This window comes from Undibacterium sp. RTI2.2, assembly GCF_035018705.1.
Classification (GTDB): Bacteria; Pseudomonadota; Gammaproteobacteria; order Burkholderiales; family Burkholderiaceae_D; genus Undibacterium.
This window is the reverse complement of record NZ_JASJXN010000026.1, coordinates 1-25,926: the sequence shown is the minus strand read 5'-3', so window position 1 is coordinate 25,926 and position 25,926 is coordinate 1. Positions and strand designations below refer to the sequence as shown.

Below are 25,926 nucleotides of genomic sequence, written 5' to 3'. Positions count from 1 at the left end.
CTTAGTGTCCAACTTAGTGTCCAACTTAGTTGCCGACTGAATTGGTAGCAACAGCAACCGAATCTTCCTCCGCCTCACGGCGATGCATCATCCGGTACAGCAAAGGCAACACCAGCAAAGTCAGCAAAGTAGACGACAAGATTCCGCCGATCACGACTGTCGCCAACGGTCGCTGCACTTCAGCCCCCGTTCCGGTTGCAATTGCCATAGGAATAAAGCCCAGCGAGGCGACTAGCGCCGTCATCAGCACGGGCCGTAAGCGGGTCAAAGCTCCGAGCTGAATCGCTGCATCCAGCCGCATTCCCTCCTCACGCAGACTTCGGATAAAAGCAATCATCACCAACCCGTTGAGTACCGCCACACCAGACAGTGCGATAAATCCGACCCCAGCAGAAATTGATAAAGGAATATCGCGCAACCAAAGGGCAACGATACCGCCAGTCAACGCAAACGGCACACCAGTAAATACCAGCAAACCATCTTTCAGATTATTGAACATCGCAAACAGCAATAGTAATACCAAGAATAAAGCGACAGGCACCACAATTTTTAATCGCTTGGCTGCTGATTCCAGCTGCTCAAAAGTGCCACCCCAGGTAGTCCAGTAGCCGGTCGGAATAGCGACTTTTGCGGCCAATTGTTGTTGTGCCTCATTGATGAAAGAGCCGATATCTCTGTCTCTGACATTTGCCGTGACGACGACGCTACGCTTTCCATTTTCCCGGCTGATCTGATTCGGTCCCGGAGCAAAATTAAAACTGGCCACATCGGCTAACTGGACAAAGGACGCATGCATTGCAGCATCCGAACGAAATGACGAAGTTGATAACGAAGTTGAGGACAAAATTGATGACGAAGCGGAGGATGCCGTTGGCAGTCGAACAGGCAAACGCTTTAGTGCCTCGATATCGCTGCGGAGTGCCTCTGGCAAACGAACTACGATATCAAAACGCCGGTCTCCCTGAAACATCGTGCCTGCCTCTTTGCCGCCAACGGCAGTGGCAATCACGTCTTGCACGTCCGCCACGTTCAATCCCATTCTGGCCGCTTTTTCGCGATCAATCTGTATGGTCAGCATTGGCAAACCCGTAGTTTGCTCCACCTTCACGTCGGCGGCGCCAGGAATTTTTTCCAGCACCGCAGAAATCTTATCGGCTGTACTGTTCATTACCTCCATATCGTCGCCAAAGACTTTGACCGCCACGTCACTGCGTACGCCTGACAACAACTCATTAAACCGCATCTGGATGGGCTGCGTGAACTCGTAATTATTCCCCGGCACTTGCGACACTGTCGCTTGCATCGCTTTGATCAGATCGGCTTTACTGCGTTTGGGATCTGGCCATGCGGATGTCGGCTTTAAAATAATAAAGGTATCCGCCACGCTCGGCGGCATGGGATCGGTTGCGATTTCTGCCGTACCGATTTTGGCAAATACCTTATCGACTTCAGAGAATTTCTTAATCGTCTTCTCCAACTCGGCCTGCATCAGAATCGCCTGAGATAAGCTGGTACCGGGTATTCTTAAGGCATGCAATGCGATATCGCCTTCGTTCAAACTCGGGGCAAACTCGCTCCCCATGCGACTCGCCAATAGCCCGCTTAAAACGACAACGACACCGGCAATGGTTAACACCAGCGCTTGATTCATCATCGTAAAAGCCAGCATCGGTTGATATGCCTGCTTAGCCCAGATCATCAGCTTATTTTCCTTTTCGCTGACTTTGTCACCGATCAGTAAAGCGACCGCTGCTGGGATAAAAGTAATCGATAAAATCATCGCCCCCAGCAAAGCAATCACGACAGTAAATGCCATCGGATGGAACATCTTGCCCTCAACACCTGTGAGTGCAAAAATCGGCAAATACACGACCATGATGATGAGCTGACCAAACAGCAATGGTCTGCGTGCTTCTTGTGCAGCTGCAAAGACTTCCTGATAGCGCTCTTTGCGGGTTAACGAGCGTCCTAAGCTGGTTTGCGCATGCGCCAGACGCCGCACACAGTTTTCTACGATCACGACTGCGCCGTCAATGATGATGCCAAAATCCAGCGCGCCCAAACTCATCAGATTGGCGCTGACCTTATTGCCCACCATACCGGTAAAAGTGAACAACATCGCCAAAGGGATTACCAATGCGGTGATTAGCGCGGCGCGAATATTTCCTAAAAACAGAAACAAAATTGTGATGACCAATAATGCGCCTTCCAGCAAATTTTTCTTCACGGTACTGATCGCTTTATCCACCAGCGTAGTGCGGTCATACACCGTTTTAGCGGTCACCCCCTTAGGTAAACTGAGATTAATTTGATCCAATTTTTGATCTACAGCGCGAGCCACAGTACGACTGTTTTCACCGATCAGCATGAATACCGTTCCTAGCACAACCTCTTGGCCGTTTTCGGTCGCGGCACCAGTGCGCAGCTCTTGTCCGATACCGACTTCGGCAATATCTTTGATACGGATCACACCAGCTTGCTGATTGCCGACTATCATATTGTTGATATGTTTGATGGACTCTACCTGACCTGGTGCACGGATCAGATATTGTTCGCCCCGCTTTTCAATATAACCCGCGCCGACGTTGGTATTGTTGCGCTCTAATGCCGTAACCACATCTTGTAAAGTGAGACCGTAAGACCGCAACTTGTCTGGGCTGGGCGCTACCTGAAATTCTTTGGTAAAACCACCAATCGAATTAATCTCCGTCACTCCGGGGACATTACGCAATTGCGGTTTGACAATCCAGTCTTGAATTTCTCGCAGATCGGTTGGGCTGTATGGTGTGCCGTCGGTTTTTAAAGCGCCTTCTTTAGCCTCAACCGTCCACATGTAAATCTCTCCCAAGCCGCTTGAAATTGGCCCCATGCCCGGCTCTGCCTCTACTGGCAACTTTGCCTTTGCCTCCTGTATCCGCTCATTGACGAGCTGGCGCGCAAAATAAATATCGGTACCATCCTTGAAAATCACCGTCACTTGCGACAAGCCGTAACGCGACAAGGATCTGGTCTGTTCCAGACGTGGCAAACCCGCCATCGCAGTTTCAATCGGAAACGTAATTCGCTGCTCTGCCTCTAATGGTGAATATCCGGGTGCAGAAGTATTGATTTGCACCTGTACATTGGTAATGTCGGGTACCGCATCGATGGGCAGTTTTTGGTAGTTATAGAGTCCCAATAGCGCCATCGTTAATGTCAGCATCAGAACCACCCAACGTTGGGCGATGGAAAACTGTATGATTTTTTCAAACATATTGTTCTCCTTAATGATCGTGGCTTGCGCCGGATTTGCCTATGTCGGCTTTAATCAAAAAGCTATTTTTTGCCGCATAACGCTCACCTGCATTCAAACCCTTGAGCACTTCAACGAATTTTCCATCGCTGCGTCCCAAGGTAACCGGGCGCGCTTCAAAATCATTGCCATATCGGCCGAATACGGTGCTTGTTTCCTTTAGGCTTTGTATCCCGTCAACGGCAACTGCGACGGGCACCTCTACCTCATCGGACACCAGATCAACACTGACTTGTAAGCCCGGGCGCCACACTCCCGTGGTGTTAGGTAGTACGACGCGGGCAATTGCGGTGCGCGATTGCTCACCGACTAACGATCCGATATAGGACAAGTTACCGTTCGCTTCCGCGACAAATGCAGTGGCTGTGACTTTGGCCTTTTGTCCTGATTGGATGAGATTGATATCTTTGGCAGGCACGGTCATTTCCACCCAAACAGTGCTTAAATCCGCGACGATAAAAATCGGCGTGTCATCTTTGAGTGATTGTCCCGGAGCGATATTTTTTTCGGTCACGGTACCGGCAATCGGAGAACGTATTTCATACCTTGTCAGGTTGCCGCCAGCACTGGCAGTGGCACCGAGCGACACCAACTTTTGCTGTGTACTTTGCAGAGTAATTTCTGCCTCGTGCATGGTATTACGGGCTTGTAAATAATCCTGTTCTGCGGAGATTTTTTCTTCCCATAATTTTTTTTCACGTTCAAAATTAGTGCGGGCTAATCCCAGGCGTTTTTGTGCGGCCAGCATATCGCTGCGCTGATCTGCCAGCGCCTGACTAGATATGACGGCTAATACCTGCCCTTTTTGTACTTTGTCACCAGCATTAGCCGACACCGTTTCGACAATACCGGTCAGACGTGGCACGACTTGGATCATGCGATCCTGATTGAACCGAATTTCACCAGCCAAGGTCCGCGCACTTTGTATCTTCGCAGGTCCGGCAGTTGCCAGCGCGACTCCATTTTGCTGTAATTGAGATTCGCTCATACTCATACGCGCCTCCACCTGCTCATAAGCAAATTGATAGGACTGATCATTGTATTGAGCTGCGATGGTGACCTTGAAGGAGTGCGGCTCATCTACGGTTGCACTCCCTTTGAAATAGTCCTTCTCCGGCACAAATGTAAAGGTTTGCGGCGCGCGCCCTAAGCGCTCTAAAACGATACTGAGTTTGCTTGCTGCTTGTGCATCAGGTGCCAGAGCTTTGCCATCTTTATAGGCATACAGTCTGAATTCCGGCTCCACCTCAGTCTCGAAAATAGTGAGCTCCAGACCAAAGCCCTCTTTGGCAAATAATTTACCGCCGTGTGGCCCTTTTAAAAACTCACTTGGCGACGCTTTTTGTGCAGAAGAAGCGGTCGTGCTTGTTACCAGATTTGCCGGATTTCCCTTAGCATTTTCAGCGACATCAGCATGTGCCTCATTACCATGTTCTTCGCTATGCTCGTCCGCTCCGGTACGACTTCCCTTACCCATCAAAATCAGGCCAGCCAACACAACGGCGATTACCAGCACCACGGCAATGGCGAGGCGCTGATGTCTATTTTTTTGATTATTTTTGTTCATTTTATTGTCGGTATTTAAGTCCATCTTCAGCTCCTAAAATGGGGATGTGGATGCTGTCTGATCTGAGATCAGCGCAGCAACCAAAGTAGCGTCACCGGTAAGACGTACGATCTCAGCAGCGGCGCGGTGGGTGTCGGATAAAGTACGCAAATACTGGGATTGTGCTTGCAGCAAAGTACGTTGTGCATCGAGTACATCCAGAAAGCTGAACTTGCCAAATTCAAAGCCTTTAAGCGATGCGTCGTACGCTGTTTGCGCTCCCGGCAACAGGTCTTTTTGCATCAATGTGGTTTCCTCGTGCGCCACACTCAGGCGCTGATGAGCTTGCATCAGTTCGCTGCCCAGACGTAGTTCTGTCGCGCTTAACTCATCACGCGATTTATCGGTTCTACTTAAGGCTTCTTGCAGATTGCCCTGGTTACGATCGAATAAGGGAAGCGGTATTGAGACACCAAAGATCGCCTGGTTACGCCCTAATTGCTCATCACGTTTAGCACCGGCGCTAAGGGTAATATCCGGTACCCGACGGCTGCGTTCTACCTGCGACAAGGCAAGACGTCGATCCACTTCTGTCCTTGCTCGCAGCAAAATGGGGGAGCGCTGCATACTTGCCATGATCTCCTGCAGGCTTGGAACGTTTGGCAAATTCAGCGGGCTCATTAAGTTAGGCTGAGTTAGGGGACTTGTTGCACCGGGCGACTGAGCAGCTACCGTCTCAACTATGGACAAATGACTCCCCATCACGGCAGCAAGTCGCTGGCGTGCGTTGATAAGGTCGCTATTGGCTTGCGCAAGTTCAATACGAATAGCCGACTCAGCAACGCGCGCTTTAGTCTCTTCCAGCGGTGAGATTTTTCCGGTTAACACCCGCTTAGAGGCTGCTTGCGTTACCGTTTGTGCCAGATCAGTAGAGCTACGCGCCAGGCGTTGTCGCTCTTGTGCGATCAATACCTCATAAAAATACGAGACTACTGCGGCGTGAATCTCGGCACGTTTCATCGCCAGTTCAATCACAGCAATATCATATTGACGCTCTGCTGCAGTCATCCGCGCGGAGCGTTTGCCGCCCAGTTCTATTAATTGACTCAGTTGGACGGTGGTGGTTCTGGTCGCTTTTTGCGTATCTTCTACAGTCGCGGCCAGCTCAGGGTTGGGCAATATACCCGCCTGCCGCATGACGCCCTGTTGCGCTTGCACCTCACGCATTGCAGCGGCGACCTCCGGATTGGCTTTGAGAGCGCGATCAAGTGCCACTGGTAAGGTGAGTGATGAGGTTAATGAGGTAGCTGGCGAAGTAACTGCGAAAGTAACCGATAAAGTGCGTAATGACGCAGGCGGCTCTGCTGAGAATGCCTGGGTTGAGGCGATGGAAGATGTAGCCGGACATAAAATCCGGGCAGACAAGGCCAAGGGTGAAAATATTTTAAAAAATGGTGACATAGGATGATCCTGCGTATTCGATACAACCGAAAACAGCTCGACAACGTCTCGGAAAAAATTCCGACAATCGAGCAGGGAAAATCCAGCGAAGTCGCGTCTACGACGACATAGTCAAACTATATTTAGCGTGTAAATCAGTAAACAAAATGGGGGACTAACGATGCGCTGGAACTAGGCAGCGATCATCCATTTGGGGCGCAAAGGCTTGCCCAGATAAGGAGCCGTTGGCTCTGTGTTTGAAGTACCAGCTTGATAGGAAACCAGCAAAGGCTTGACCAGTTCGTTTTGCAAGGAATAGGCGGCGACTGGGCTATGTGCACACGATGCGCAATCCGGGTGGAATGCTATTTTTGAGTCAGATTTTTTTTCAGCAGAATTGCTTGGCTGATCGGCCTGTTTTTCAGCCTGATGTTGATGCGGATGGTGACCAAAATGCTGCGATGTTTTGCCAGTCTCATGCATGCAATAGGCGCTTGCCACCGACCAACTGAGCTGGAATGTGAAGGCGACGATGAGCAGGATGATGAACTTTTTTAACATTTGCGGATTATAAACCAAACTTGTTCAGTGTCTTATTCAGTGTCTTAGCCAGTCTATTTTGCAAAACAGAATTAGATTATTCAGAGATTGAAGTTAAATATACTCACCATTAGTATATTTTTAATGTCCATATAATGATTGGACAATAAGCTATTTTTTTCATTTTTTGTGGGGAGTATATTAAATTACTTACTAAAACAAATTTTATATCACGGATTTATCCAAATCGAAAGAGCCTGAGAAAATAACAAAAACATGATTTTCACTAAAAATATTACTCGCCAACCTGCTCTTTCATCCACAACTTCAATCCATCGACCCAGGATTTGGCGCGTAAATTATATTTTTTCTTAACTACACCAGCGCGCTCATATAAATCACTAAAATCGAGAGAAGGTGCTTTTTTAAAAGCGATAACAACCAGATTTTCATCGTCGACCGCCGGTAGCCAGACAACGGCATCAAATACTAGCTTCATCGCATCAATATTTTTGGCATAGCTGTCGTAGTCGCCAAACACATTCGTCGTCATGATGCCGTCTTCCGTCAAGCAATCAGCGCAGGCTTGATAAAACTCAGGGCTATCTAAAACAGGACCGCGTGATAACTCGTCGTATAGGTCAACTTGCAAAATATCGATCGTGTTGTGATGAGACTGATCCAGCACAAAGTCCATCGCATTCATATTGCGCACTTGCAAACGCGCGTCGTTCGGTGGCAAGGCGAATAAAGCTTCGCAAGTAGAGATCACAGCAGGATTGAGTTCGATCGCTGTCACTCTAGCATCGGGAAATTGGCGATAGCTAAATTTAGTCAGCGCCGCAGCACCCAGACCTAATTGTGCAATGTGCTGCGGCGCGGCTTTAAATAACATCCAGACCACCATGTTTTGCACGTATTCCAGCTCAATCGCGTCTGGTTTAGTTAAACGCATTGCGCCCTGCACCATCGGTGTCCCCAGATGTAGGAAACGCACACCATCGTCCTCTGATGTCGTTACCGGGGGAAATTTAAATGATTTGGACTTAAAAATAGACATGAGTGACTTGAGCAAGATGATCTGGCTTTATTTCGACTTAGGTTAAGCCTGATCGGCCTTGAAGGTTTCCAGATCAATTTGTACCGACTCATCCCCTGCTGTCAGCCAGATCTGCGCATCTTGTATCGTGCATTGCAATTGCATATTTCTTTGCGCGAGTTTGGCAAGCGCCTGACTGGTAGCCGCGGGCACATTCATGACCTTAAGATTTTTGGCGCGATCGAGGCGGCTATTCATTTGCTTCCACCAGATGTCGCTGGTGCTGGCATAACTATAGGCGACCACTTGCTCAGAACGGCCACAAGCTTTGAGCAAACGACGGTCATCCGGTTGCCCTACTTCGACCCAAAGCTGGATCGCATCTGTGTAATCTTTTTCCCATAAATCAGGTTCTTCGGTATCGGAAATACCTTTGCCAAAACTCAGCTTTTCACTGGCATGGATGGCAAATGCCAGGACTCTGATCATCATACGTTCGTCCGTTTCGGACGGATGTCTGGCGATGGTCAGACTATGGTCAGCGTAATAGCCGCGATCCATGTCAGAGATATTCAGGTCAGCTTTGTAAATGGTGGATTTGAGTGCCATGCAACTTCTACTTTAAAAATAATGGGGTAAGTCGCTCATTGCGCTTACCCCTGAACTGACAAATGAGCTGACAAATATGCCAGAAAAAGCGCCAGCGAATTCAGTGAAAAAATATCTGGCTATTTAAAAACGACGGTCTTATGTCCGTTCAACAAAATACGATGCTCGACAAACCATTTCACAGCGCGCGCTAGTACGACACATTCCACATCACGTCCTATCGCGGTGAGTGTGTCGGGCTCCATTGCATGATCGACGCGCTCTACATCTTGCTCAATAATCGGACCTTCATCCAGATCACCTGTCACAAAATGCGCGGTTGCACCGATCAGCTTAACGCCACGCTCATGCGCCTGATAATACGGCTTGGCACCTTTAAAACTTGGTAAAAACGAATGGTGAATATTGATTGCCTTGCCTTGCAAGGCATTGCATAACTCTGGCGACAAAATCTGCATGTATCGGGCTAAAACGACCAGTTCGATTTCATTCGCTTCGACAAGTTCGACAATTTTTTGTTCTTGCACGCGCTTGGCATCGGAGGAGGCACCTGCAGCCAAAGGCAAATGATGGAATGGAATATTGTAACTAGCCGCTAACTGATAAAAGTCCGTATGGTTAGAAACGATCGCTTTAATCTCCACCGGCAATAAACCACTTTTATAGCGGAACAATAAGTCATTCAGGCAGTGCCCGATCTTAGAGACCATTAACATCACACGCGGCTTATGGCGCGCATCGTGCAATTGCCAGTTCATCTGAAAATCGCCCCCCAATGTGGCAAATTCTTGTCGCAAGCTGGCATCGCTGATCGTCGCATCTTCAGCAGCAAAATGAACGCGCATAAAAAACAAAGCCGATTGCGCATCGCCAAACTGGGCGGAATCAATAATATTGCAGCCATGGTTGGCCAGGAAGCCGGAAACTTTGTGAACAATGCCACGTTGATCTGGACAAGACAGGGTTAGGATATATTCTGGATGCATAGTTAAAGGTAATGCTTTAGAAATCAAAAAAAATCAAAAGAAATCAGCAAAAAACTGTCGATGTAGTGCAAAAAAACGAGTGCGTATTGTCGCATGCCACTTGATGCGTCTTAAATCAATTTAAAAGCACGATCGTTCTAATTAATCGTGTATAGTTTGATGATTCATTGCTATCTCAATGATCGATATCTTTAGTACGCTTTTTTTAGATTTCACATTGCATTTTAAATTTGCAACCCATCCAATAAAAACCTGGAGACAACATGACAAACACACTCAGCAATCAACAATATCGTCTCGCCGCCCGTCCGGTCGGCAACCCAAAACACAGTGACTGGTCTTTTACGACGGAAGCCGTCCGCGAAATCGTCGATGGCGAAATCGTCGTACAAGCGATTTATCTGTCGCTAGACCCCGCCATGCGCGGCTGGATGAACGAAGGCAAATCCTACATCCGTCCGGTAGCGATTAACGAAGTCATGCGCGCCGGTGGTATTGGTAAAGTAATTGCCTCCAAATCGCCCCGCTTTGCGATCGGTGATTATGTCTCTGGCGGTATTGGTGTACAAACATACTGGGTTGGTGCCGCTGACGATAAAGTCGCTGGCTTTTATAAAGTCGATCCTAAGCTGGCACCATTGCCAAAATACATGAACGCATTGGGCATGCCTGGCATGACCGCTTACTTCGGATTGCTAGATGTCGGCATGCCAAAAGCGGGAGAAACCGTGGTGGTCTCCGGCGCAGCAGGCGCGGTTGGCCAGACTGTCGGTCAAGTTGCGAAACAAAAGGGTTGTCGCGTCGTCGGCATCGCGGGCGGCAAAGATAAATGCGATTTCGTTGTCAAAGAATTGGGTTTTGACGCCTGCATCGATTACAAAAATGGCTCAGTCAAAGATGGCTTGAAAGAACATTGCCCGAATGGAGTTGACATTTATTTTGATAATGTCGGTGGCGAGATTCTCGATACCGTGCTGACCCGCATCAACATGAAAGCTCGTATTATTATCTGCGGCGCGATCTCTCAATACAACAATACAACGCCCGTCAAAGGTCCTGCTAATTATCTGTCATTGCTGGTCAATCGTGCGCGCATGGAAGGCATCGTCGTGTTCGACTATGCAGCGCGTTATGGTGATGCAGTCAAAGAAATGGGCGCTTGGATGGCGCAAGGAAAATTCCATACGCGGGAAGATATCGTCAATGGTATCGAGACTTTCCCTGATACTTTGATGATGCTGTTTGAAGGTAAAAACTTCGGCAAACTGATTTTGCAAGTGGGCGAAGAGTAAATCAGAATTATTTGATTAGTTGCGCATTTTAAGTCGTCATTCCGGTCACAACATGAATGGCGACTTAGTAAGCGACTCAATGGGCAAGCTAGTGAACAACTTCGCGATATTCGGTTTAATCGCCGAATATCGCCAATATATACCCCCACCCGTATTTATTAAGTGTCCAATGACTCCTTGGACAATACGGCATATTTTATAAAAAAATGGGGGAGTATAGGTTTTTTAGCTGTGATGAGTTAGCCCAGCATTTGGTCTGACATCTTATGCCAGCCAAGGTTTTAACCAATTTAATCCCTCTGATGTCCCTGCCCTCGGTCTGTATTCACAACCGATCCAGCCTGCATAATCCAGCGCATCGATCTGCTCAAACAAATACGGATAATTCAGCTCGCCCAGATCGGGTTCATGCCGATCTGGCACACCTGCAATTTGGATATGGCCAATGCCGCCATGCTTGCGCTGCATATCGCGCTGTAGCTTTTTGCTGACATCGCCTTCCATAATCTGGCAGTGATAAATATCAAATTGCACTTGTAGGTTTTCTACGCCGATTTCAGTACAAATCTCTTGTGCCTCTTGCTGATGGGTCAAAAAATAACCGGGCATATCACGTGTATTGATGGGTTCAATCACTACAGTGATGCCCTCTTTGGCAGCAAGCAACGCAGCATAGGCAAGATTTTTAAGATACACAGCGCGATGGCGCGCTCTGTCCAGCTCTTCCTGCTCTGGCTGTATTAATCCTGCCATGACATGTAATGTGCGATTACCCAGCACGCGGGCATAGTCAAGTGCAATATCAATCGCATGCTTAAACTCATCCTCGCGGCCCGGCAACGACGCCAGACCACGCTCGCCCGCGATCCAATTCCCGGGAGAGACATTGAAGAGAACTTGTTGCAATCCATGCTCATCTAAATTCTGACGTAATTGGCTAGCTGGATGGTCGTAAGGGAATAAAAATTCCACACCTTTAAATCCATCTTTAGCGGCAGCAGCAAAGCGGTCAATAAAGGCGTGTTCGGTATACATCATGCTGAGGTTAGCGGCAAAACGGGGCATCGCGACTCCTTCGTAATTATTTCTATTTTTCGGTTTTAAGTGTCAACAGACCCTAGTCCAGCTATTTCATTTCGACGAGCATACCGTTGCGCTAACACGGCGCAGACCATTAGCTGCAATTGATGGAACAACATCAGCGGTAGCAGCACCATGCCTACCGTGTGGCTGGCGAATAAAACTTTTGCCATTGGTACGCCACTGGCCAGACTCTTTTTGGAACCACAAAAAACCACAGTAATTTCATCCTCTTTACTAAAACCGAACTGACGGCTGGCATAAGACGTCAAGAAGATGATAATCGCCAGCATCACACCGCTAATGATCAGCAGACTGGCCAACATCACCAGCGGCACTTGCTTCCACAAACCTTGTACAACAGCCTCGCTAAAAGCGACATAAACGACTAACAGAATAGAGCTTTGATCGACCATCTTCAGAACATCTTTATTTCTCTCTATCCAGGGCGCGATCAAAGGTCGCACTAATTGGCCAGCCACAAACGGTAGCAGCAATTGGTACACAATCTTTAATACTGCATCAAATGAAGAATGATTAGCGCCATTCGATACAACGATCAGGCTGACTAATAAAGGTGTGAGAAAAATGCCGAGCAAATTGGAGGCAGATGCGCTACAAACCGCTGCGGGTACATTACCACGCGCGACCGAGGTAAAAGCGATCGACGATTGTACGGTTGAGGGCAACACGCATAAAAATAAAATACCAAGATACAGCTCAGGTGTAATCATCCACAGCAGTACAGGTTTCAACAGCAAACCAAGAATCGGGAAAACTGCAAAAGTAAATAACAATACTGTTAGATGTAAACGCCAGTGACCTGCACCAGCAATCACCGCCTGACGAGAAAGTTTTGCGCCATGCATAAAAAATAGCAGGCCAATCATGAACGTCGTTACATAATCAAAACCAACTGCCACATTGCCAGTGCAAGGAAAGATACTCGCCGTCAGCACGACTGCCAATATCAGCAAGGTCATGTTATCGGGCAAAAAACGGGGACGCTTCATATTGGAATACGCGGAGTGCGTGGAGAGAAAATAGAGAATACTTTGATTGTACTGTAAGCCTCGCTATCTCAAGCGTGTCATAGCTATCCAAATACAATTTGCTACAAGCAAACCAAAATAGTCATTCAATAAAGGCAAGAAAATAAAAGAATAGGCGAGCAACAAAATTTCTTTTGATTAAGATATCCAGTGGCACTGCATGCGGTACGAGCGATAAGCTATGGGATAATGCAACTATTATCAAAATTGAGGATTTTATATGACTAGCCCCAAAATACTCGACTGTAAAAATCAAATAGTTACAGTGGGAGACATTGTTCGTATTGTTAGTCTGGACAAGCAATTCATTAAAAGCTTCCCTGCTGATGAAAGAATTTTATTTGAATCAATGATCGGCAATTTTTTTAAAATCGTTGACCTCGATGATTTTGGCCAAGCCTGTGTAGTACGTGAATGGCATGACGAAACTGGTATGTTACAAACTCACGTCATTGCGCTAGATGCAGAAGAAATGGAAAAAGTGTAATCAGGCACCTTTAGTCTGGATTCGGCCTGATCACACCGTTAGGACTTACCAAATAGTCACACGCTTTCCCTCAGGGCGAAGTGGAGAACGATTTGCAGGACAACTAAATGCCTCGGCAAATTCAGGCATATTGGCGATAGGACCGATCACTCGATATTTTTCAGATGCGTGTGGATTAGTTGCCAATTGCAGACGCAAACTCTCGTCACGCATCTTGCCGCGGAAGCTCTGTGCATTCGCAATAAAGTAACGTTGCTCTGGCGTTAAACCATCAATCTCTGGCGCTTGTGGCGTGTTTTTCAATGCAGCACGCAAGGCTTGCAAAGCAATTTTATCGCCGCCAAGATCGGCAATATTTTCACCCGCAGTCAATTTGCCATTGATATGCAATTTTTCGATAGGATTAAATTCATCAAATTGCTTTTCTATCCCGGCAACTCGCTTTAAGAAGGCTTTTTCATCCGATGTAGTCCACCAGCTTTTAAGATTACCATCGGCATCAAACTGACGACCTTCATCATCAAATGCGTGCGTTAGTTCGTGACCAATCGTGGCACCTGTGTTGCCGTAATTTGCAGCAAGGTCAGCTTTAATGTGATAAAGCGGTGGTTGCAAAATACCTGCAGGGAAGACCATTTCGTTCATCGTCGGATTGTAATAAGCGTTGACCGTTTGCGGTGTCATGCCCCATTCGTTTCGGTCAATCGGTTTGCCAAACTTAGCGAGATTACGTTTAAATTCAAACTCGGCTGCACGCATATTATTACCTGCATAAGAATTAGGATCGACTTTGAGTTGACTGTAATCACGCCATTTGTCCGGATAGCCAATCTTAACAACGATCGTATCTAATTTGCGATATGCCTGTTGCTTGGTGCTGGCAGCCATCCAGTCTGCTTTAGCCAGGCTGTCACGCATTGCCAATTTGATGTTATCGACCATCTCCAACACGCCGGCTTTGGCTTCGGGACCAAAAAATTGTGCCACATAAAGTTCTCCCAATGCCTCACCAACATTGCTATCGAGGTTATGCAAAACTCGCTTCCAGCGCGGCTGTAATTCTTTGGTGCCAGCTAAAGTACGTCCATAGAAGTCAAAGTTTGCATTTACAAAAGCGGAAGATAAATCTTTGGCGTTTGCATTTGCTAATTGCCAGCGTAGATAGGTTTTCCATTGCGGGAGCGGCAAAGTGTTCAACATGCGGCCGGCCTCGGCAATAAACTGAGGCTGACCAACATTAAATTGTGCGGGGTCAACCAAGCCAATATCTTTGAAATAATTAGCCCATTTAGCACTTCCATCAAGTTTGCTTAACTTGCTTAAGCCATTAACGTCCATCAAATGATAAGAAGCTTTTGGATCGCGTAAATCGACCTTGCTCATAGAGGCTTTAGCAAGTCGTGTTTCTAATGCGATAACTGCTGCAGCGTTTTGTTTGGCGAGTTCTGGTACATCACCTAACAATCCAAACATCGTCGCAATATAGGACTGATATTTTTGACGGATATCCAAGGTTTTTGCGTCGGTTTTGAGGTAATAATCACGATCTGGCAAACCCAAGCCGCCTTGAACGATTTGAGGGATATACCGCGTAGTGTTTTTAGCATCTTGATCAATATAGAAATTGAATAGTGATCCGACACCAATTTGATGTTGATGTGCGATTACTGCTAACAGTTGAGCACGATCAGTAATAGAGTCAATCTGAGCCAAATCTGCCGCCAATGACTTAGCGCCATCCGCTTCGATGCGCGCTTCATCTATACCGCTATGATAATAAGCACCAATCAGATTGACTACGGCACTATTGCTTTGGTCCGCTAATTTAGCCGATGCAGATTCGGCAATTCCCTTTAGGGCCAGCAGATTTCTCTCGGTCACTTCGTCATATGCGGTATAGCGCGCACGATCAGCGGGAATAGTATTTGTCTTGAGCCAAGTACCATTGGCATACTCAAAGAAGTCAGTACATGGATCCGATTTAAGGTCCATCGTTTGCGCCTCTAGCACCAGATTATTACTATTGGATTGCGCATGTATGGTTGCTGCTGATGAGAAGCACAGCAAAATTGCCAGTACGCTACGACGCAGTGTCATTGTTTTTTTCATTGATTGTGTCTCATAAAAATTAATGGAAGCTTGACCCAGGTCAATGAGTCAAACGACTTGTCTAAGCAAGTAAAACGAAGTAAGTCAAACAAAATAAGTAAAACTAAAGGGCAATATGGTTAAGCGCTGTTACTCCTTTTCGCCACATTTTTTACTACAACACTCATATTGAAATCACCCGGCAGGGTCTATTTTAATGCTGGCAATACCTGAACCGCGATACCCGAGTACTGTCCCGGCGCGTGGTACACACGCTGAGTCGCCTTTTGGAAATCCTCAGACTTTGCATCTGGAATCTGCATAAACTTTTGCGGATTCAAATCGATCAGCGGAAACCAGGAGCTTTGCACCTGTACCATAATGCGGTGACCGCGACGGAACGTATGGTTAATGTCAGGCATAGAATAATTCACGCTTTCAACCTGACCAGGGACAAACGGTTGCGGCGCCTCGAAGCTATTGCGGAACTTGCCGCGCAAAGGTTCGCCACGCACCAATTGCTGATAACCGCCCATCGTCATCGATGGCGGAGGTACATCATTAAGCCTAACTTTCGCGTCAACTGGGGCAGGATAATCACTAGGGTAAACGTCAATAAGTTTAACTACCCAATCGGCATCGGTACCCGTAGTAGAGACAAATAGTTTTGGCGAAATTGGCCCGACGATCGTGATGTCGTCCTCCAGCGGCTCGCTCTTGTAAACTAATACATCTGATCTGGTGGACGCAAAACGCTGATCGGACGTCGGATATTCTTTTGGTACTCCAAGTGCCGTGTAACCAACAAACGGGACCGGCTTTTTTGGATCGCTGACGTACTCGTCAAATGCATTAATATTGGCTGAAGGCTGCGTCCAACTCAAAGTACCGCCGGCACCAAAATACAATGTCTTCGTGATCGCTTGTTGCGGTGGCCACGATGAGTAACTGCGCCATACATTGGTACCAGTTTCAAACATCTGAGCTTCTGGCATTACTTTACCAGTCACTCCTTTGAGATATTGTTCAAAGAAAGGAAAAACAATATTTTTACGATAATAGTCCCCTGTCTTTGCATCAAAATTGGCGTAGCCTAGCGACTGACCATCGGAGCGCCCCCATCCTCCATGTGCCCAAGGTCCCATCACTAGTCCGTTATAAATACCGGAATTGTTTTTCTTAATACTGCGATAGGTTGTTAATGGTCCTTGCGGATCTTCTGCGTCGTACCAACCACCAACGGTCAGAACTGCAGCGTGGATATTTTTAAGATGCGTCGCAATATTTCTTGACTGCCAAAACTCATCATAACTTGTATGGTTAATTGTTGGCATCAATAATTCACGCTGTTTTTCCGTAAGTTGTCCTGTGATTTTTTTCAGCGTCAAGTGCGATAAAAAGTATTCGTAACCATCTTCAGTTCCAAAATCAAACTCATCCCAACGCTTAGGTTGGTTAGTCGGGTTAGCTTGCTCGGTAAAACTGGCATAAAAACCGAAATTAGCCGACAACATGAAAGCACCGCCATGATAAGAATCATCGCCCATATACAAGTCAGTCACTGGTGCTTGCGGAGATGCGGCTTTGATCGCGGGATGGGAGTCGATGATACTGGCCGATGTATAAAATCCAGGATAAGAAATTCCCCAGATGCCGACTTTGCCGTTATTGCCGGATACATTTTTGAGCAACCATTCAACAGTGTCATGCATGTCCTGACTCTCAACACCCTCACCTCCTAAACGTGCAGTTTTTTGATGCGGCGTCATTTCTTGCCATTTGCCTTCAGACATATAGCGACCGCGCACATCTTGATTGACGAAAATGTAACCGCTGGCATCAAATTCTTTAGATGGGCCTAAAGACGAAGGATAAAAATCTACCCCATAATGCAATTGGTCCTGCTGATGAATGCCTGCACTGTATGGCGTGCGTACCATTAGAAACGGATAGGTTTTGCTGGCGTCTTTGGGTACATACACCACGGTAAATAATTTAACGCCGTCACGCATGGGAATGCGATATTCATACTTGGTGTAGTTTTCACGGGTATTGGGCTTACTTGCTTCAGCAGCGTCGGCTTTGTTCAACTCTTTTGTATTGAGACTATCCGCAGTAGCAATATTTGTAAAAGCAAAGACAAAGAGAAGGAAAATAAAGAACAAGGACTTCAAACTTGGCATGGCAGCTTTCAAGTAAATTAAATCAGCGTCGGACAAAATCAAAAAAATCCCTTAAGAGACAGCGCTGGCGCTCTTCCATAAAAAGGATGATTTTCTCTTTAAACTGTAAAAACTAAATCAAAATGTTGTTATTGACTATGAGAGCAAAATTTAGTGCCCTAAAAACGAAATTATTTTCGATAAATTTCTGGACGTGATTTGTTTCTTTGCTCAAACACTAATTTAGCATCATGAATCGCACGCTGTTGATTGCGCATTTCTGGATAATCGTCATGCAAACTAAAAAAACTCGCTGCTTGCGCGCGCATCACATACCTAATCGCCGCCTCGTCTGTGAGGTCATACATTTCAGTCAACAACGTGGTTACTTCATCTAAATATTCTTCGTAAGTCATTTCTCTCTCCGCTCTTCTATCTTAATTAAAATGCTATTTCTACTGCATTAGTTAAACTTTTTCATACTCATCCGGTCAAATAAACGATATTTTTAATGAAAAATTATGGTTATAACCTTCCATGTAACGTAGTTTAAATAAAGATAATAAACGAGTAACAGGCTGTAATTCATTAAGTATTATTATGATTTTCATCCTAAACTAATTGCGTATGATGTCATTGTATTTTTTGCGAGGTGTGTGATGAAGTTAATTAAACCTTTTGTTTCTATGTTGGTAATCCTTGCTATCACTAGCAGCAGTGTAGCTCTGGCACGTCCGTTTTATCATGGGCCACGTTTTGGTTTGGGTATTTATGTCAACCCATTCCCCGTGTTTGCCAGTTCATATTATTATGGGGGACCATATTATTACCCAAATACCTACCGCTATTATCCAGATGTAGTAGTTGCCCCTCCGACCACGGTCTATATTGAGCAATCAAATAGCAATAATCCGCCCAATAACTACGTAACACCTGGGACACCGCAACAAAGCTCTGGTGATTGGTACTACTGCCATAATCCCGACGGTTTTTATCCGTCGATTAAGAGTTGCCCGGCTGGTTGGCAACGAGTGCCGGCACAAGCGCCAGCAGATCGTTGAATAAAAATTGATTTAAATTTACAACGACCGTTCAATTATAAAGGGCGCTTAATGCGCCCTTTATAATTGGTAATCAACTTTACTTGGCTTAGCTCACAAGCGCAGCCGAACTTAAGCGATCAAGATTAGCCTCGTAACACTTCACGAATAGTCGCGGCTAATTCTTCTGCTACAAATTTTGCGACATATGCATCTGCGCCAACGCTTCTGACGTGATCCTCGTTAGTGGAACCTGATAAAGATGAATGAATCACCACTGGTAAACCTTTAAAACGCTCATCCTGCTTGATATTGCGGGTTAAAGTAAAACCGTCCATCTCTGGCATTTCTAAATCCGTCAATACCATCGCCACTTTGTCGTATACCGTCTTGCCTTCTGCTTGCGCAGCAGCTGAAATAGCTTGCAAGCGCTCCCATGCTTCCTTGCCAGTTTTGGTCATAATGAATGGCGTTCCCATGGCATTTAAAGCTTGCTCGATCAAGCCACGTGCAACGGCAGAATCATCGGCTGCCAAAATCGCTGCGCCAGCGCGTAGTACAATTTTGGCACCTATTGTTTCTGGGTCTACGTCCTTACCATCTTTGGGTGAAATTTGACGTAGGATTTGCTCCACATCCAAGACTTGTGCCAAACGGGTATCTTCTACATCGCCATCAAGGCGGGCTATACTGGTGACCATGCCGCCACCGGCGCTAGATTCTGCGGATAACACCTGGCTCCAGTCGAGACGGACGATTTCTTCTACCGATTCCACCGCAAAACCTTGGGTTGAACGGGCGTATTCAGTAACCAACATAATATTTAGACCAGTCTTAGGCTTGCACCCAACTACCGATGGCAAGTCAATTACCGGAATAATCTGTCCACGCAAATTCACTACACCAAGATTGTGTGGCATAGCACCAGCGACAGCAGTAATCACTGGCATGGCAACAATCTCACGCACCTTAAACACATTAATACCAAACAGCTCCGAGCGATCGCCGTTAGCATCTCCGCCTAGCCGGAATAACAACAGCTCAAATTTATTAGAGCCAGTCAGGTTAGTACGCTCATCAACTTCCTGTTGTACGCTGCTACTCATGTCAGTAATCCTCAAGGGTTAGGGAGTCGATCATGTTGTATGTATGAGCAAATCGGGCGACTCGTCATTACATCTAATTATGCTACTAAAACTTATTTTATAACGCGATAACACGGTATATATGCTTTGCCTGGTAGTTTCATGCGACTTTGTGCAACAAATGAGTTAAGCAAGGCATCCATGGACTCCATCAGAGTGACATCGCCCCTGATTTCAAAATGGCCATGCTTCTCGATGGCACGTATCCCCTGGTCTTTGACATTGCCTGCGACCACGCCTGAAAAAGCGCGACGTAAATTTGCCGCCAACAAATGGCGCTCCTGATTTTTGTGCAACGCAAGGTTGCGCATATTCTCATGAGTAGGATCAAACGGCTTTTGGAATTCTGTATCGATTTTTAACAACCAATTGAAATAATACGCATCTCCTCTGGCTTTACGGAATTCTCTCACCTTCTTGATACCGGCCTGCACTTCCTGCGCGACCAACACGGGATCGTTCACAATAATTTGATAGCGTTGCTGCGCCTCTGTACCCAAAGTATCACCAATAAATTGATCAATTTGTTTAAAATAATCTTTAGCACTTTCTGGGCCTGTAAAAATCAGAGGGAAAGGCATCTCCGCATTTTCTGGGTGAAGCAAAATGCCCAACAAATACAAAATCTCTTCCGCCGTACCTGCTCCGCCAGGGAACACGACAACAGCATGACCTACTCTGACAAATGCTTCTAAGCGCTTTTCAATATCAGGCAAAATAATCAAATCATTGACGATAGGATTTGGTGCCTCTGCCGCGATAATACCTGGCTCAGTCAACCCTAAATAACGTCCGCCGTGAATACGTTGTTTCGCATGGCCGATCGTTGCACCCTTCATCGGCCCCTTCATTGCGCCCGGACCACAACCGGTGCAAATATCTAAGGCTCGCAAACCCATTTGATAACCCACCTGCTTGGTGTAGTCATATTCATCACTAGAGATGGAGTGCCCGCCCCAACAAACGACGATATTAGGATTGATTTGTGGTCGTAAGAAATTAGCGTTGCGCAGAATGTGAAATACCGCGTTGCTGATACCTTCTGTGGCTGTCAAATCGAACTGTGGGTTGTCTTCTATCTCCGACTGAACAAACAAAATATCGCGCAGCACAGCAAACAAATGCTCTTGTATTCCCTTGATCATTACACCATCAACAAAGGCACTGGCAGGCGCCGCTTTGACGTCCAGCTTAATGCCACGTTCACGTTGGACAATGCGAATATCAAAGTTTTTATAACGCTCCAGCAATTCTTTACCGTCATCCAGACTGCTACCGCAATTTAATACAGCGAGTGAGCATCGGCGAAACAATTGATAAAGACCGCTATGGCTGGTATCCAATAATTTTTGTACTTCGGCTTTGGATAAAACTTCCATCCGGCCATCGGGTGAAATTTGTGTATCAATTACGGCATATTCCATGTGTCGCATATCTTTCTAAATAGGAATGAACTCAGGCAGTCGCTTAGTCAATATCCGAACTTACCTGTGGTGATGTATTTATTTTACTCGCCGGGCTGCTTGGCACGCAAAGCATGGACTACAGCCTCCGTCACTTTATTTGTAGTCATGCGCAATTCGTTATTGAGTATGGCGGCTTGCGCGTCGGCCTTCAAGGTACAAAGCAATAATTCTGGCCATGCGTGTTCTTCCGCCAACAAGCCAACCCAACCATTTCTGCCAGAATGCTTCACTGAATATAAGGCGATATCAGCAATATCAATTACGTCTTGCCAGTCAATCGCACGTGGATAAACTGTCACGAACGGGAAACAAGCAAAACCAATCGAGCAAGTCTGACGAATAAATAAGTCGCCCTCAAGTTGGAATGGCACATCAGCCACAATAGTTCTCACTCTCTCTGCCAGTTCTTCAGCTCTGTCTCTTGAAGTGCCACGTGCCACGATCAAAAATTCTTCACCGCCCCACCGTATCAGGTAATCAGAATCGCGGAATACTTGCTGCAAGCGTTGCCGTATCTGCACCAAGATCGCATCACCGGCAGCATGACCATATTTATCATTGACTTGCTTAAAATGATCCAGATCAACTAAGAACATCAGCAAATCTGTATCTTTTGGAGTCGAGTCATCGGTAGTGGACGGAGTCTGGTAACTCCGAATACTTAAGGCGACATCAGCCTCAATATTTTGGGTCAGAAACCGTCGGTTTTTGAGCCCGGTTAAAGGATCAGTCAAACTTGCATCTTCTAATTCAAGCAAAGCTTGTTCTAGCTGTTTTTGAGTTTTTTGTAAATTGTGGTGTGTATGAGCGTTATCTAAAGCGATTGCACCGTATGCACATAAGCTACGAAATATGAGCCGTTGCCGCTCACCGTAAGCGGCTTGATTGGTCGACTGTATCGCGATCACACCCAAGATATGATCGCCGACAATCAAAGGTCCATACAAAGCAATACGCATGCGATCAGCATTGGCGCTATCAGACGAGGATTTAGAAAATCCCATCTCCATTAATAGTTCCTGTCCCTCAGTGATGCAACGCGCAGCATTGCGGGTGCTTCTATCAGGTGTTGTTAATTGCAAAGAAATAACTTCGCCATTTTCTACCCGGTGATACAAGTTCAGACTAATGCCATCTGCGTCTAACAGCCAGATGGACAAATCGGATGCATCCAATAACGCACTAAGGTGGCGATGCAGCCCGTGACAAACATTTTCTAGGTTTAAGTCAGCAGTAATTTCTTGGCCGATTTTGCTCAACAAATCGAGAGTTTGCGAGGTTTCTAACAGGGTTGCCGCTAATTGTTGATGATGCAATGCCTCAGCTCTGGCCCGTTCGGTCTCATGACGCACTTGCATCAATGTTGCCCAGTTTGCAGCTTGTTTAGTGCGCTCACGCTGATCGGCAGCGATTGCTTGTTTTGCATAAGTAAACGCATGTTGGCCATTGCCCGCGTTAGACCACGCCTCACCTAAGGACAATAATAATTTAGAAGGAGCCAGCCAGCCAGGTACTGTGTGACCAAAATCCAAGGCTTGCTCAAGATAATGCAAGACGATATTCGGTGCCGTCATATCGGCAGGCGAGGACAAAGCGTGTCGGCCATAAATTTCGGCCATTGCCTCGTTGATATCTACACCTAAGGCATCCAGGGATAGCTCGTCGATTAACTGCCTTGCCTCGTCAATTGCCTTCAACGCGGCGCCCGGCTGGTTTGCCGTTGATAAAGCGCGGGCATAACAAATTAAATGCTCTGCTAAATTATTGCGCGACCCTGCTTCGCGATATAAAGCAATTGCCGATTCAAAATAGCTTGCTGCTTGAGTTGCATCGCCACGTAGCAACAAGGTATTCGCAAGCTCTGCCTGCGCAATTGCTTTGTGAATACCGATTTTGTTGTCACTCATGCGCTCTAAGGCTTCTTGTAGCACAATCTGGCTTTGATCAAACTGCCCCAAATGTCGCAATAATTCGCCCAATCGCATCATGCTATAGCCAATTAATGCAGGCCATCCAGTTTTGCGAGAGCAAGATACCGCCCAATCGTAGCAAGCTGCAGCCTCTTCAAAATCACCTAGCTTTTGTAAACAAACACCGGCATTTGATGCAGAGACAATTGCCAACCGTAAAAGCCCAGCTTGCTCAGCAGATTTGCTGGCATGGTGATACATCACAGCAGATCGGGTCAGTTCAGGAGAAAATAAAATCTCACCTTGCGCTGCTGAAATCAGCGCGGCAACAGCTGGGTGCCTTGGCTCGGGGTTGAGCACAATCAGTTCGGCTAGCTGCTCGCTTGCGACCAAGCTATCAGTAAATGCCATTAAGTAAATCGCCCAGCCACGAGCCAGGGTTTGGCGCATGCGATCACCAACCCGACCAAAATTAATGTTGGCATTCTGAGCAGCGGCAATAGCGCGCTCCATCTGACCTTGCTCCAGCGCGATTACCGATTCTGTTAGCGCAGCATCGCCCTCACCAACCAGATCACCCGTAGCAATAAAACCTGTCCTGGCACTTTGCAAAAAATCTTCAGCATTATCAAAATCGCGGAACAATGCTGCAACCTCGGCACGAATCAATGCCAACCTGGCGCGCACGCCACGACGTTGATCTGGCATCAAAGGACTATTTCGCAATAACCCATCGGCCTCGTTTACCAAATTTAATGCTCGCTGACTATTACGCTGCCGCAAATGCCAAGCCACGTTAACCAAAGTATTGACTCTTGCGGCGCCAGCCAATGTCGCCAACTCGGTCTCAAGCCGATTTACTTCATCATCAAGCGCGTATAAGTACATGAAAATTCTTTAAATGTGCAGTAGCATCAAAGCGCTATATTATGCATGTATTTTATATAGGTTTTATTGCGATAAGACATTATCTTGAGTGAAACATGCCTACATCAAAATTAGCTTTCAGTTTGCCAGTGACTTTGCTTATTTTTTCAACATTAAACAGCAAATTAAACAGTAAAAAAAGTTTCCTCGAAAAAAACAGTAACCCAGATACTAATGCAGTAAAACATTATTTTCAGTAATAGGTTGTGAACTTCACCATCGACCTGTAAAATTCGCCCCTTCAGACGCGGGGTGGAGCAGTCTGGCAGCTCGTCGGGCTCATAACCCGAAGGTCGTAGGTTCAAATCCTGCCCCCGCAACCAATAAAATCAAAGGCTTACAGAATTGCTGTAAGCCTTTTTGCATTTAAAACGATTTATTGCTGCAATTTTGATGCACTTCTGTTTGACATGCTATTACCGATACCCTGGTACCCAATCTCATTTGAGGCAGAAACCTGGCAGCGATCAATAATTGCTGCCCCCATCGGTATCAAACCATTGTCTGGGGCAAAACCCTATAATCGTGAAACCGATAGTGGGAATATCACCGCCGGCCACCGTCATGCCATAGGCTTCGTATTTGGTCTGCGTAAGACGAGTTCCGTTTTGATCCGTCCTCGCTACCAGACTGCCTAATCCGTCGGTGTGAACATAGGTGACGGTTTCTGCGCCAACGTCGTTGATGTGGATGATGCCTTTGCCCACAGCACCAGAACTCGTCGTCTGGGCGATTGCTGAGTTGATGGTCGATGTTGCTAAGCATAGACTTAGCAAAACGCTCGTTGCGTTGGACAGTATCGTTCGGAACTTTGTCGTCATTTGCTTGGCATTGAGTAATTATTGATTATTTGAGAGTTGGGGGATTTTAAAGATTCTCCCCAATTTTATTTTCAAAATTCAATCATTGTTCCGCTTTTATAAGCACTTCTTTAGTCTGGTCATGGCTAGTATTTATAGATAGCCGGTGCTTTTGCCAACGCCGGCTAATCAGTTTGCTGCACACGTCTCAATATTAATCTGACACTTTACCGGCCTGAGATGTTGGGCTTCGCTTGCTTAAATTTTTTTCTTTCAAAAATATTTCAACGATTTGTCCATCGCTCAATTCATCTTTATTCCGTTCGTTGAAGAATCCCGACATAATCCCCCTGGAAGACGGCACCACCGTAACATAAACGGTTCCATTTTCCCTTTTTATGTAATAACCATCACTCAAGAGTGCAATCTCTTTTGCGATAAAACTTCGCATCTCAATGTCGTTTTCGCGTGCCATGGCAACCCTAAGCAACGGCAAAAATTGAATACTATAATTTCTTCCAACCCAAGCAATCGCCATCTCCCTAACTCGTCTAGACTTATCAGATATTAAATCCTTGATAATCCCCGCTAAGAAATCATCGTTTAGTGTCGGAGGTAAACTCATGATCGCTCCGACACGCCCTTGAAGTCGTTTAGATCTAGCAAGCCGAGAAATAAGCGATTCGGCTTCAACATACTTTTCAGTCAGTGATCTGGCGATCATGCAAGCAATATCTACAACCCTTGATGGACCATGCTCTATTGCAAATTTCAACCCCAATAAAACTGATTCATCAATCTCACCCGCTCTGAGCACCAAATCTCGCGCTCTAACCAGGGCTAGCAATATTTCACTTCCCTCAAACTCCCAAGTGTTTAGAGCGCCCTGAATTTGATCGGCAGTTAACGCTTCAACAAGTTCTAAATTTACCGTATTCATCATGTTATTAGAGCTTCTTGCAAAATACCCAAACCAGTAAAGTCGAGCATGGGTGTGGCCACTGTTGCGATTGGTTTTCTTGTTT

The 25,926-nt window shown here is 46.3% G+C and carries 20 protein-coding genes and 1 tRNA gene; 4 read left to right on the top strand and 17 right to left on the bottom strand.

Features of this window, described 5'->3' with window-relative positions; translation table 11 throughout:
- Window positions 1–25: 25 nt before the first annotated feature.
- The 7 genes from QN395_RS14365 to purU all read right to left on the bottom strand — a co-directional run bounded on the left by QN395_RS14365 (window position 26) and on the right by purU (window position 9,452).
- The gene (locus tag QN395_RS14365) at window positions 26–3,253 is read right to left on the bottom strand and encodes a CusA/CzcA family heavy metal efflux RND transporter (RefSeq protein ID WP_322118283.1); all 3,228 of its coding nucleotides are present in this window, start codon (window positions 3,251–3,253) and stop codon (window positions 26–28) included.
- Between the two features lie 10 nt (window positions 3,254–3,263).
- Window positions 3,264–4,883 carry an efflux RND transporter periplasmic adaptor subunit gene (locus QN395_RS14360; protein WP_323492226.1) on the bottom strand — a complete coding sequence of 540 codons (1,620 nt, stop codon included), beginning with the start codon at window positions 4,881–4,883 and terminating at the stop codon, window positions 3,264–3,266.
- 9 nt (window positions 4,884–4,892) lie between these two features.
- Window positions 4,893–6,299 carry a TolC family protein gene (locus tag QN395_RS14355; protein ID WP_322118281.1) on the bottom strand — a complete coding sequence of 469 codons (1,407 nt, stop codon included), beginning with the start codon at window positions 6,297–6,299 and terminating at the stop codon, window positions 4,893–4,895.
- A 171-nt stretch (window positions 6,300–6,470) separates the two neighbouring features.
- On the bottom strand, window positions 6,471–6,839 hold the full coding sequence (locus QN395_RS14350; RefSeq protein ID WP_322118280.1) for a hypothetical protein: 369 nt from the start codon (window positions 6,837–6,839) through the stop codon (window positions 6,471–6,473).
- Window positions 6,840–7,113: 274 nt separating this feature from the next.
- Window positions 7,114–7,878, bottom strand: coding sequence for a spermidine synthase (locus tag QN395_RS14345; RefSeq protein WP_322118279.1), 765 nt, complete (start codon window positions 7,876–7,878; stop codon window positions 7,114–7,116).
- Between the two features lie 42 nt (window positions 7,879–7,920).
- Window positions 7,921–8,466 (bottom strand): YaeQ family protein, encoded by a 546-nt coding sequence (locus QN395_RS14340; RefSeq protein ID WP_322118278.1) that lies wholly within the window; start codon window positions 8,464–8,466, stop codon window positions 7,921–7,923.
- Between the two features lie 119 nt (window positions 8,467–8,585).
- On the bottom strand, window positions 8,586–9,452 hold the full coding sequence (gene purU, locus QN395_RS14335; RefSeq protein ID WP_322118277.1) for a formyltetrahydrofolate deformylase: 867 nt from the start codon (window positions 9,450–9,452) through the stop codon (window positions 8,586–8,588).
- A gap of 263 nt (window positions 9,453–9,715) precedes the next feature.
- On the opposite strand from purU, the gene QN395_RS14330 reads away from it, so the two are divergent.
- Window positions 9,716–10,744 carry an NADP-dependent oxidoreductase gene (locus QN395_RS14330; protein WP_322118276.1) on the top strand — a complete coding sequence of 343 codons (1,029 nt, stop codon included), beginning with the start codon at window positions 9,716–9,718 and terminating at the stop codon, window positions 10,742–10,744.
- Window positions 10,745–11,008: 264 nt separating this feature from the next.
- Here QN395_RS14330 and otnI read toward each other — a convergent pair whose 3' ends face one another.
- A complete protein-coding gene (gene otnI / locus QN395_RS14325) occupies window positions 11,009–11,809 on the bottom strand; it encodes a 2-oxo-tetronate isomerase (protein ID WP_322118275.1) in 801 nt (266 codons plus the stop codon).
- Window positions 11,810–11,844: 35 nt separating this feature from the next.
- Window positions 11,845–12,837, bottom strand: coding sequence for a bile acid:sodium symporter family protein (locus QN395_RS14320; RefSeq protein WP_322118274.1), 993 nt, complete (start codon window positions 12,835–12,837; stop codon window positions 11,845–11,847).
- 259 nt (window positions 12,838–13,096) lie between these two features.
- Between QN395_RS14320 and QN395_RS14315 the strand changes: the two genes are divergently transcribed.
- Complete coding sequence (locus tag QN395_RS14315; RefSeq protein ID WP_322118273.1) at window positions 13,097–13,363, top strand: hypothetical protein; 267 nt, start codon at window positions 13,097–13,099, stop codon at window positions 13,361–13,363.
- Window positions 13,364–13,408: 45 nt separating this feature from the next.
- On the opposite strand, the gene QN395_RS14310 is transcribed toward QN395_RS14315, so the two are convergent.
- The 3 genes from QN395_RS14310 to QN395_RS14300 all read right to left on the bottom strand — a co-directional run bounded on the left by QN395_RS14310 (window position 13,409) and on the right by QN395_RS14300 (window position 18,029).
- Window positions 13,409–15,472, bottom strand: a complete 2,064-nt coding sequence (locus QN395_RS14310) for a M13 family metallopeptidase (protein WP_323492225.1) — start codon at window positions 15,470–15,472, stop codon at window positions 13,409–13,411.
- A gap of 188 nt (window positions 15,473–15,660) precedes the next feature.
- Window positions 15,661–17,634 carry a CocE/NonD family hydrolase gene (locus QN395_RS14305; RefSeq protein WP_323492224.1) on the bottom strand — a complete coding sequence of 658 codons (1,974 nt, stop codon included), beginning with the start codon at window positions 17,632–17,634 and terminating at the stop codon, window positions 15,661–15,663.
- A 170-nt stretch (window positions 17,635–17,804) separates the two neighbouring features.
- Window positions 17,805–18,029: a hypothetical protein gene (locus tag QN395_RS14300; protein ID WP_322118269.1), complete on the bottom strand. Its 225-nt coding sequence runs from the start codon at window positions 18,027–18,029 to the stop codon at window positions 17,805–17,807.
- A 243-nt stretch (window positions 18,030–18,272) separates the two neighbouring features.
- On the opposite strand from QN395_RS14300, the gene QN395_RS14295 reads away from it, so the two are divergent.
- Window positions 18,273–18,674: a hypothetical protein gene (locus tag QN395_RS14295; RefSeq protein WP_322118268.1), complete on the top strand. Its 402-nt coding sequence runs from the start codon at window positions 18,273–18,275 to the stop codon at window positions 18,672–18,674.
- A gap of 125 nt (window positions 18,675–18,799) precedes the next feature.
- Here QN395_RS14295 and QN395_RS14290 read toward each other — a convergent pair whose 3' ends face one another.
- From QN395_RS14290 to QN395_RS14280, 3 genes are all read right to left on the bottom strand, one after another.
- Window positions 18,800–19,759, bottom strand: a complete 960-nt coding sequence (locus QN395_RS14290; protein WP_323492223.1) for a chemotaxis protein — start codon at window positions 19,757–19,759, stop codon at window positions 18,800–18,802.
- A gap of 92 nt (window positions 19,760–19,851) precedes the next feature.
- On the bottom strand, window positions 19,852–21,222 hold the full coding sequence (ppnN, locus tag QN395_RS14285) for a nucleotide 5'-monophosphate nucleosidase PpnN (protein ID WP_322118266.1): 1,371 nt from the start codon (window positions 21,220–21,222) through the stop codon (window positions 19,852–19,854).
- An 83-nt stretch (window positions 21,223–21,305) separates the two neighbouring features.
- On the bottom strand, window positions 21,306–24,062 hold the full coding sequence (locus tag QN395_RS14280; protein ID WP_322118265.1) for a diguanylate cyclase domain-containing protein: 2,757 nt from the start codon (window positions 24,060–24,062) through the stop codon (window positions 21,306–21,308).
- Window positions 24,063–24,347: 285 nt separating this feature from the next.
- On the opposite strand from QN395_RS14280, the gene QN395_RS14275 reads away from it, so the two are divergent.
- Window positions 24,348–24,424 (top strand) — tRNA-Met (locus QN395_RS14275).
- Window positions 24,425–24,568: 144 nt separating this feature from the next.
- Here the strand turns inward: QN395_RS14275 and QN395_RS14270 are convergent.
- Entirely contained in the window at window positions 24,569–24,922 is a 354-nt protein-coding gene (locus tag QN395_RS14270) for a hypothetical protein (protein WP_323492222.1), read from the bottom strand.
- 193 nt (window positions 24,923–25,115) lie between these two features.
- The coding region (locus QN395_RS14265; protein WP_323492221.1) for a hypothetical protein at window positions 25,116–25,926 on the bottom strand (811 nt) is incomplete at its 5' end.

Coding starts and splice junctions, on each gene's coding strand:
- QN395_RS14365 (WP_322118283.1), bottom strand. CDS start 3,253: ATGTTTGAAAAAATCATACAGTTTTCCATCGCCCAACGTTGGGTGGTT.
- QN395_RS14360 (WP_323492226.1), bottom strand. CDS start 4,883: ATGGACTTAAATACCGACAATAAAATGAACAAAAATAATCAAAAAAAT.
- QN395_RS14355 (WP_322118281.1), bottom strand. CDS start 6,299: ATGTCACCATTTTTTAAAATATTTTCACCCTTGGCCTTGTCTGCCCGG.
- QN395_RS14350 (WP_322118280.1), bottom strand. CDS start 6,839: ATGTTAAAAAAGTTCATCATCCTGCTCATCGTCGCCTTCACATTCCAG.
- QN395_RS14345 (WP_322118279.1), bottom strand. CDS start 7,878: ATGTCTATTTTTAAGTCCAAATCATTTAAATTTCCCCCGGTAACGACA.
- QN395_RS14340 (WP_322118278.1), bottom strand. CDS start 8,466: ATGGCACTCAAATCCACCATTTACAAAGCTGACCTGAATATCTCTGAC.
- purU (WP_322118277.1), bottom strand. CDS start 9,452: ATGCATCCAGAATATATCCTAACCCTGTCTTGTCCAGATCAACGTGGC.
- QN395_RS14330 (WP_322118276.1), top strand. CDS start 9,716: ATGACAAACACACTCAGCAATCAACAATATCGTCTCGCCGCCCGTCCG.
- otnI (WP_322118275.1), bottom strand. CDS start 11,809: ATGCCCCGTTTTGCCGCTAACCTCAGCATGATGTATACCGAACACGCC.
- QN395_RS14320 (WP_322118274.1), bottom strand. CDS start 12,837: ATGAAGCGTCCCCGTTTTTTGCCCGATAACATGACCTTGCTGATATTG.
- QN395_RS14315 (WP_322118273.1), top strand. CDS start 13,097: ATGACTAGCCCCAAAATACTCGACTGTAAAAATCAAATAGTTACAGTG.
- QN395_RS14310 (WP_323492225.1), bottom strand. CDS start 15,472: ATGAAAAAAACAATGACACTGCGTCGTAGCGTACTGGCAATTTTGCTG.
- QN395_RS14305 (WP_323492224.1), bottom strand. CDS start 17,634: ATGCCAAGTTTGAAGTCCTTGTTCTTTATTTTCCTTCTCTTTGTCTTT.
- QN395_RS14300 (WP_322118269.1), bottom strand. CDS start 18,029: ATGACTTACGAAGAATATTTAGATGAAGTAACCACGTTGTTGACTGAA.
- QN395_RS14295 (WP_322118268.1), top strand. CDS start 18,273: ATGAAGTTAATTAAACCTTTTGTTTCTATGTTGGTAATCCTTGCTATC.
- QN395_RS14290 (WP_323492223.1), bottom strand. CDS start 19,759: ATGAGTAGCAGCGTACAACAGGAAGTTGATGAGCGTACTAACCTGACT.
- ppnN (WP_322118266.1), bottom strand. CDS start 21,222: ATGGAATATGCCGTAATTGATACACAAATTTCACCCGATGGCCGGATG.
- QN395_RS14280 (WP_322118265.1), bottom strand. CDS start 24,062: ATGTACTTATACGCGCTTGATGATGAAGTAAATCGGCTTGAGACCGAG.
- QN395_RS14270 (WP_323492222.1), bottom strand. CDS start 24,922: ATGACGACAAAGTTCCGAACGATACTGTCCAACGCAACGAGCGTTTTG.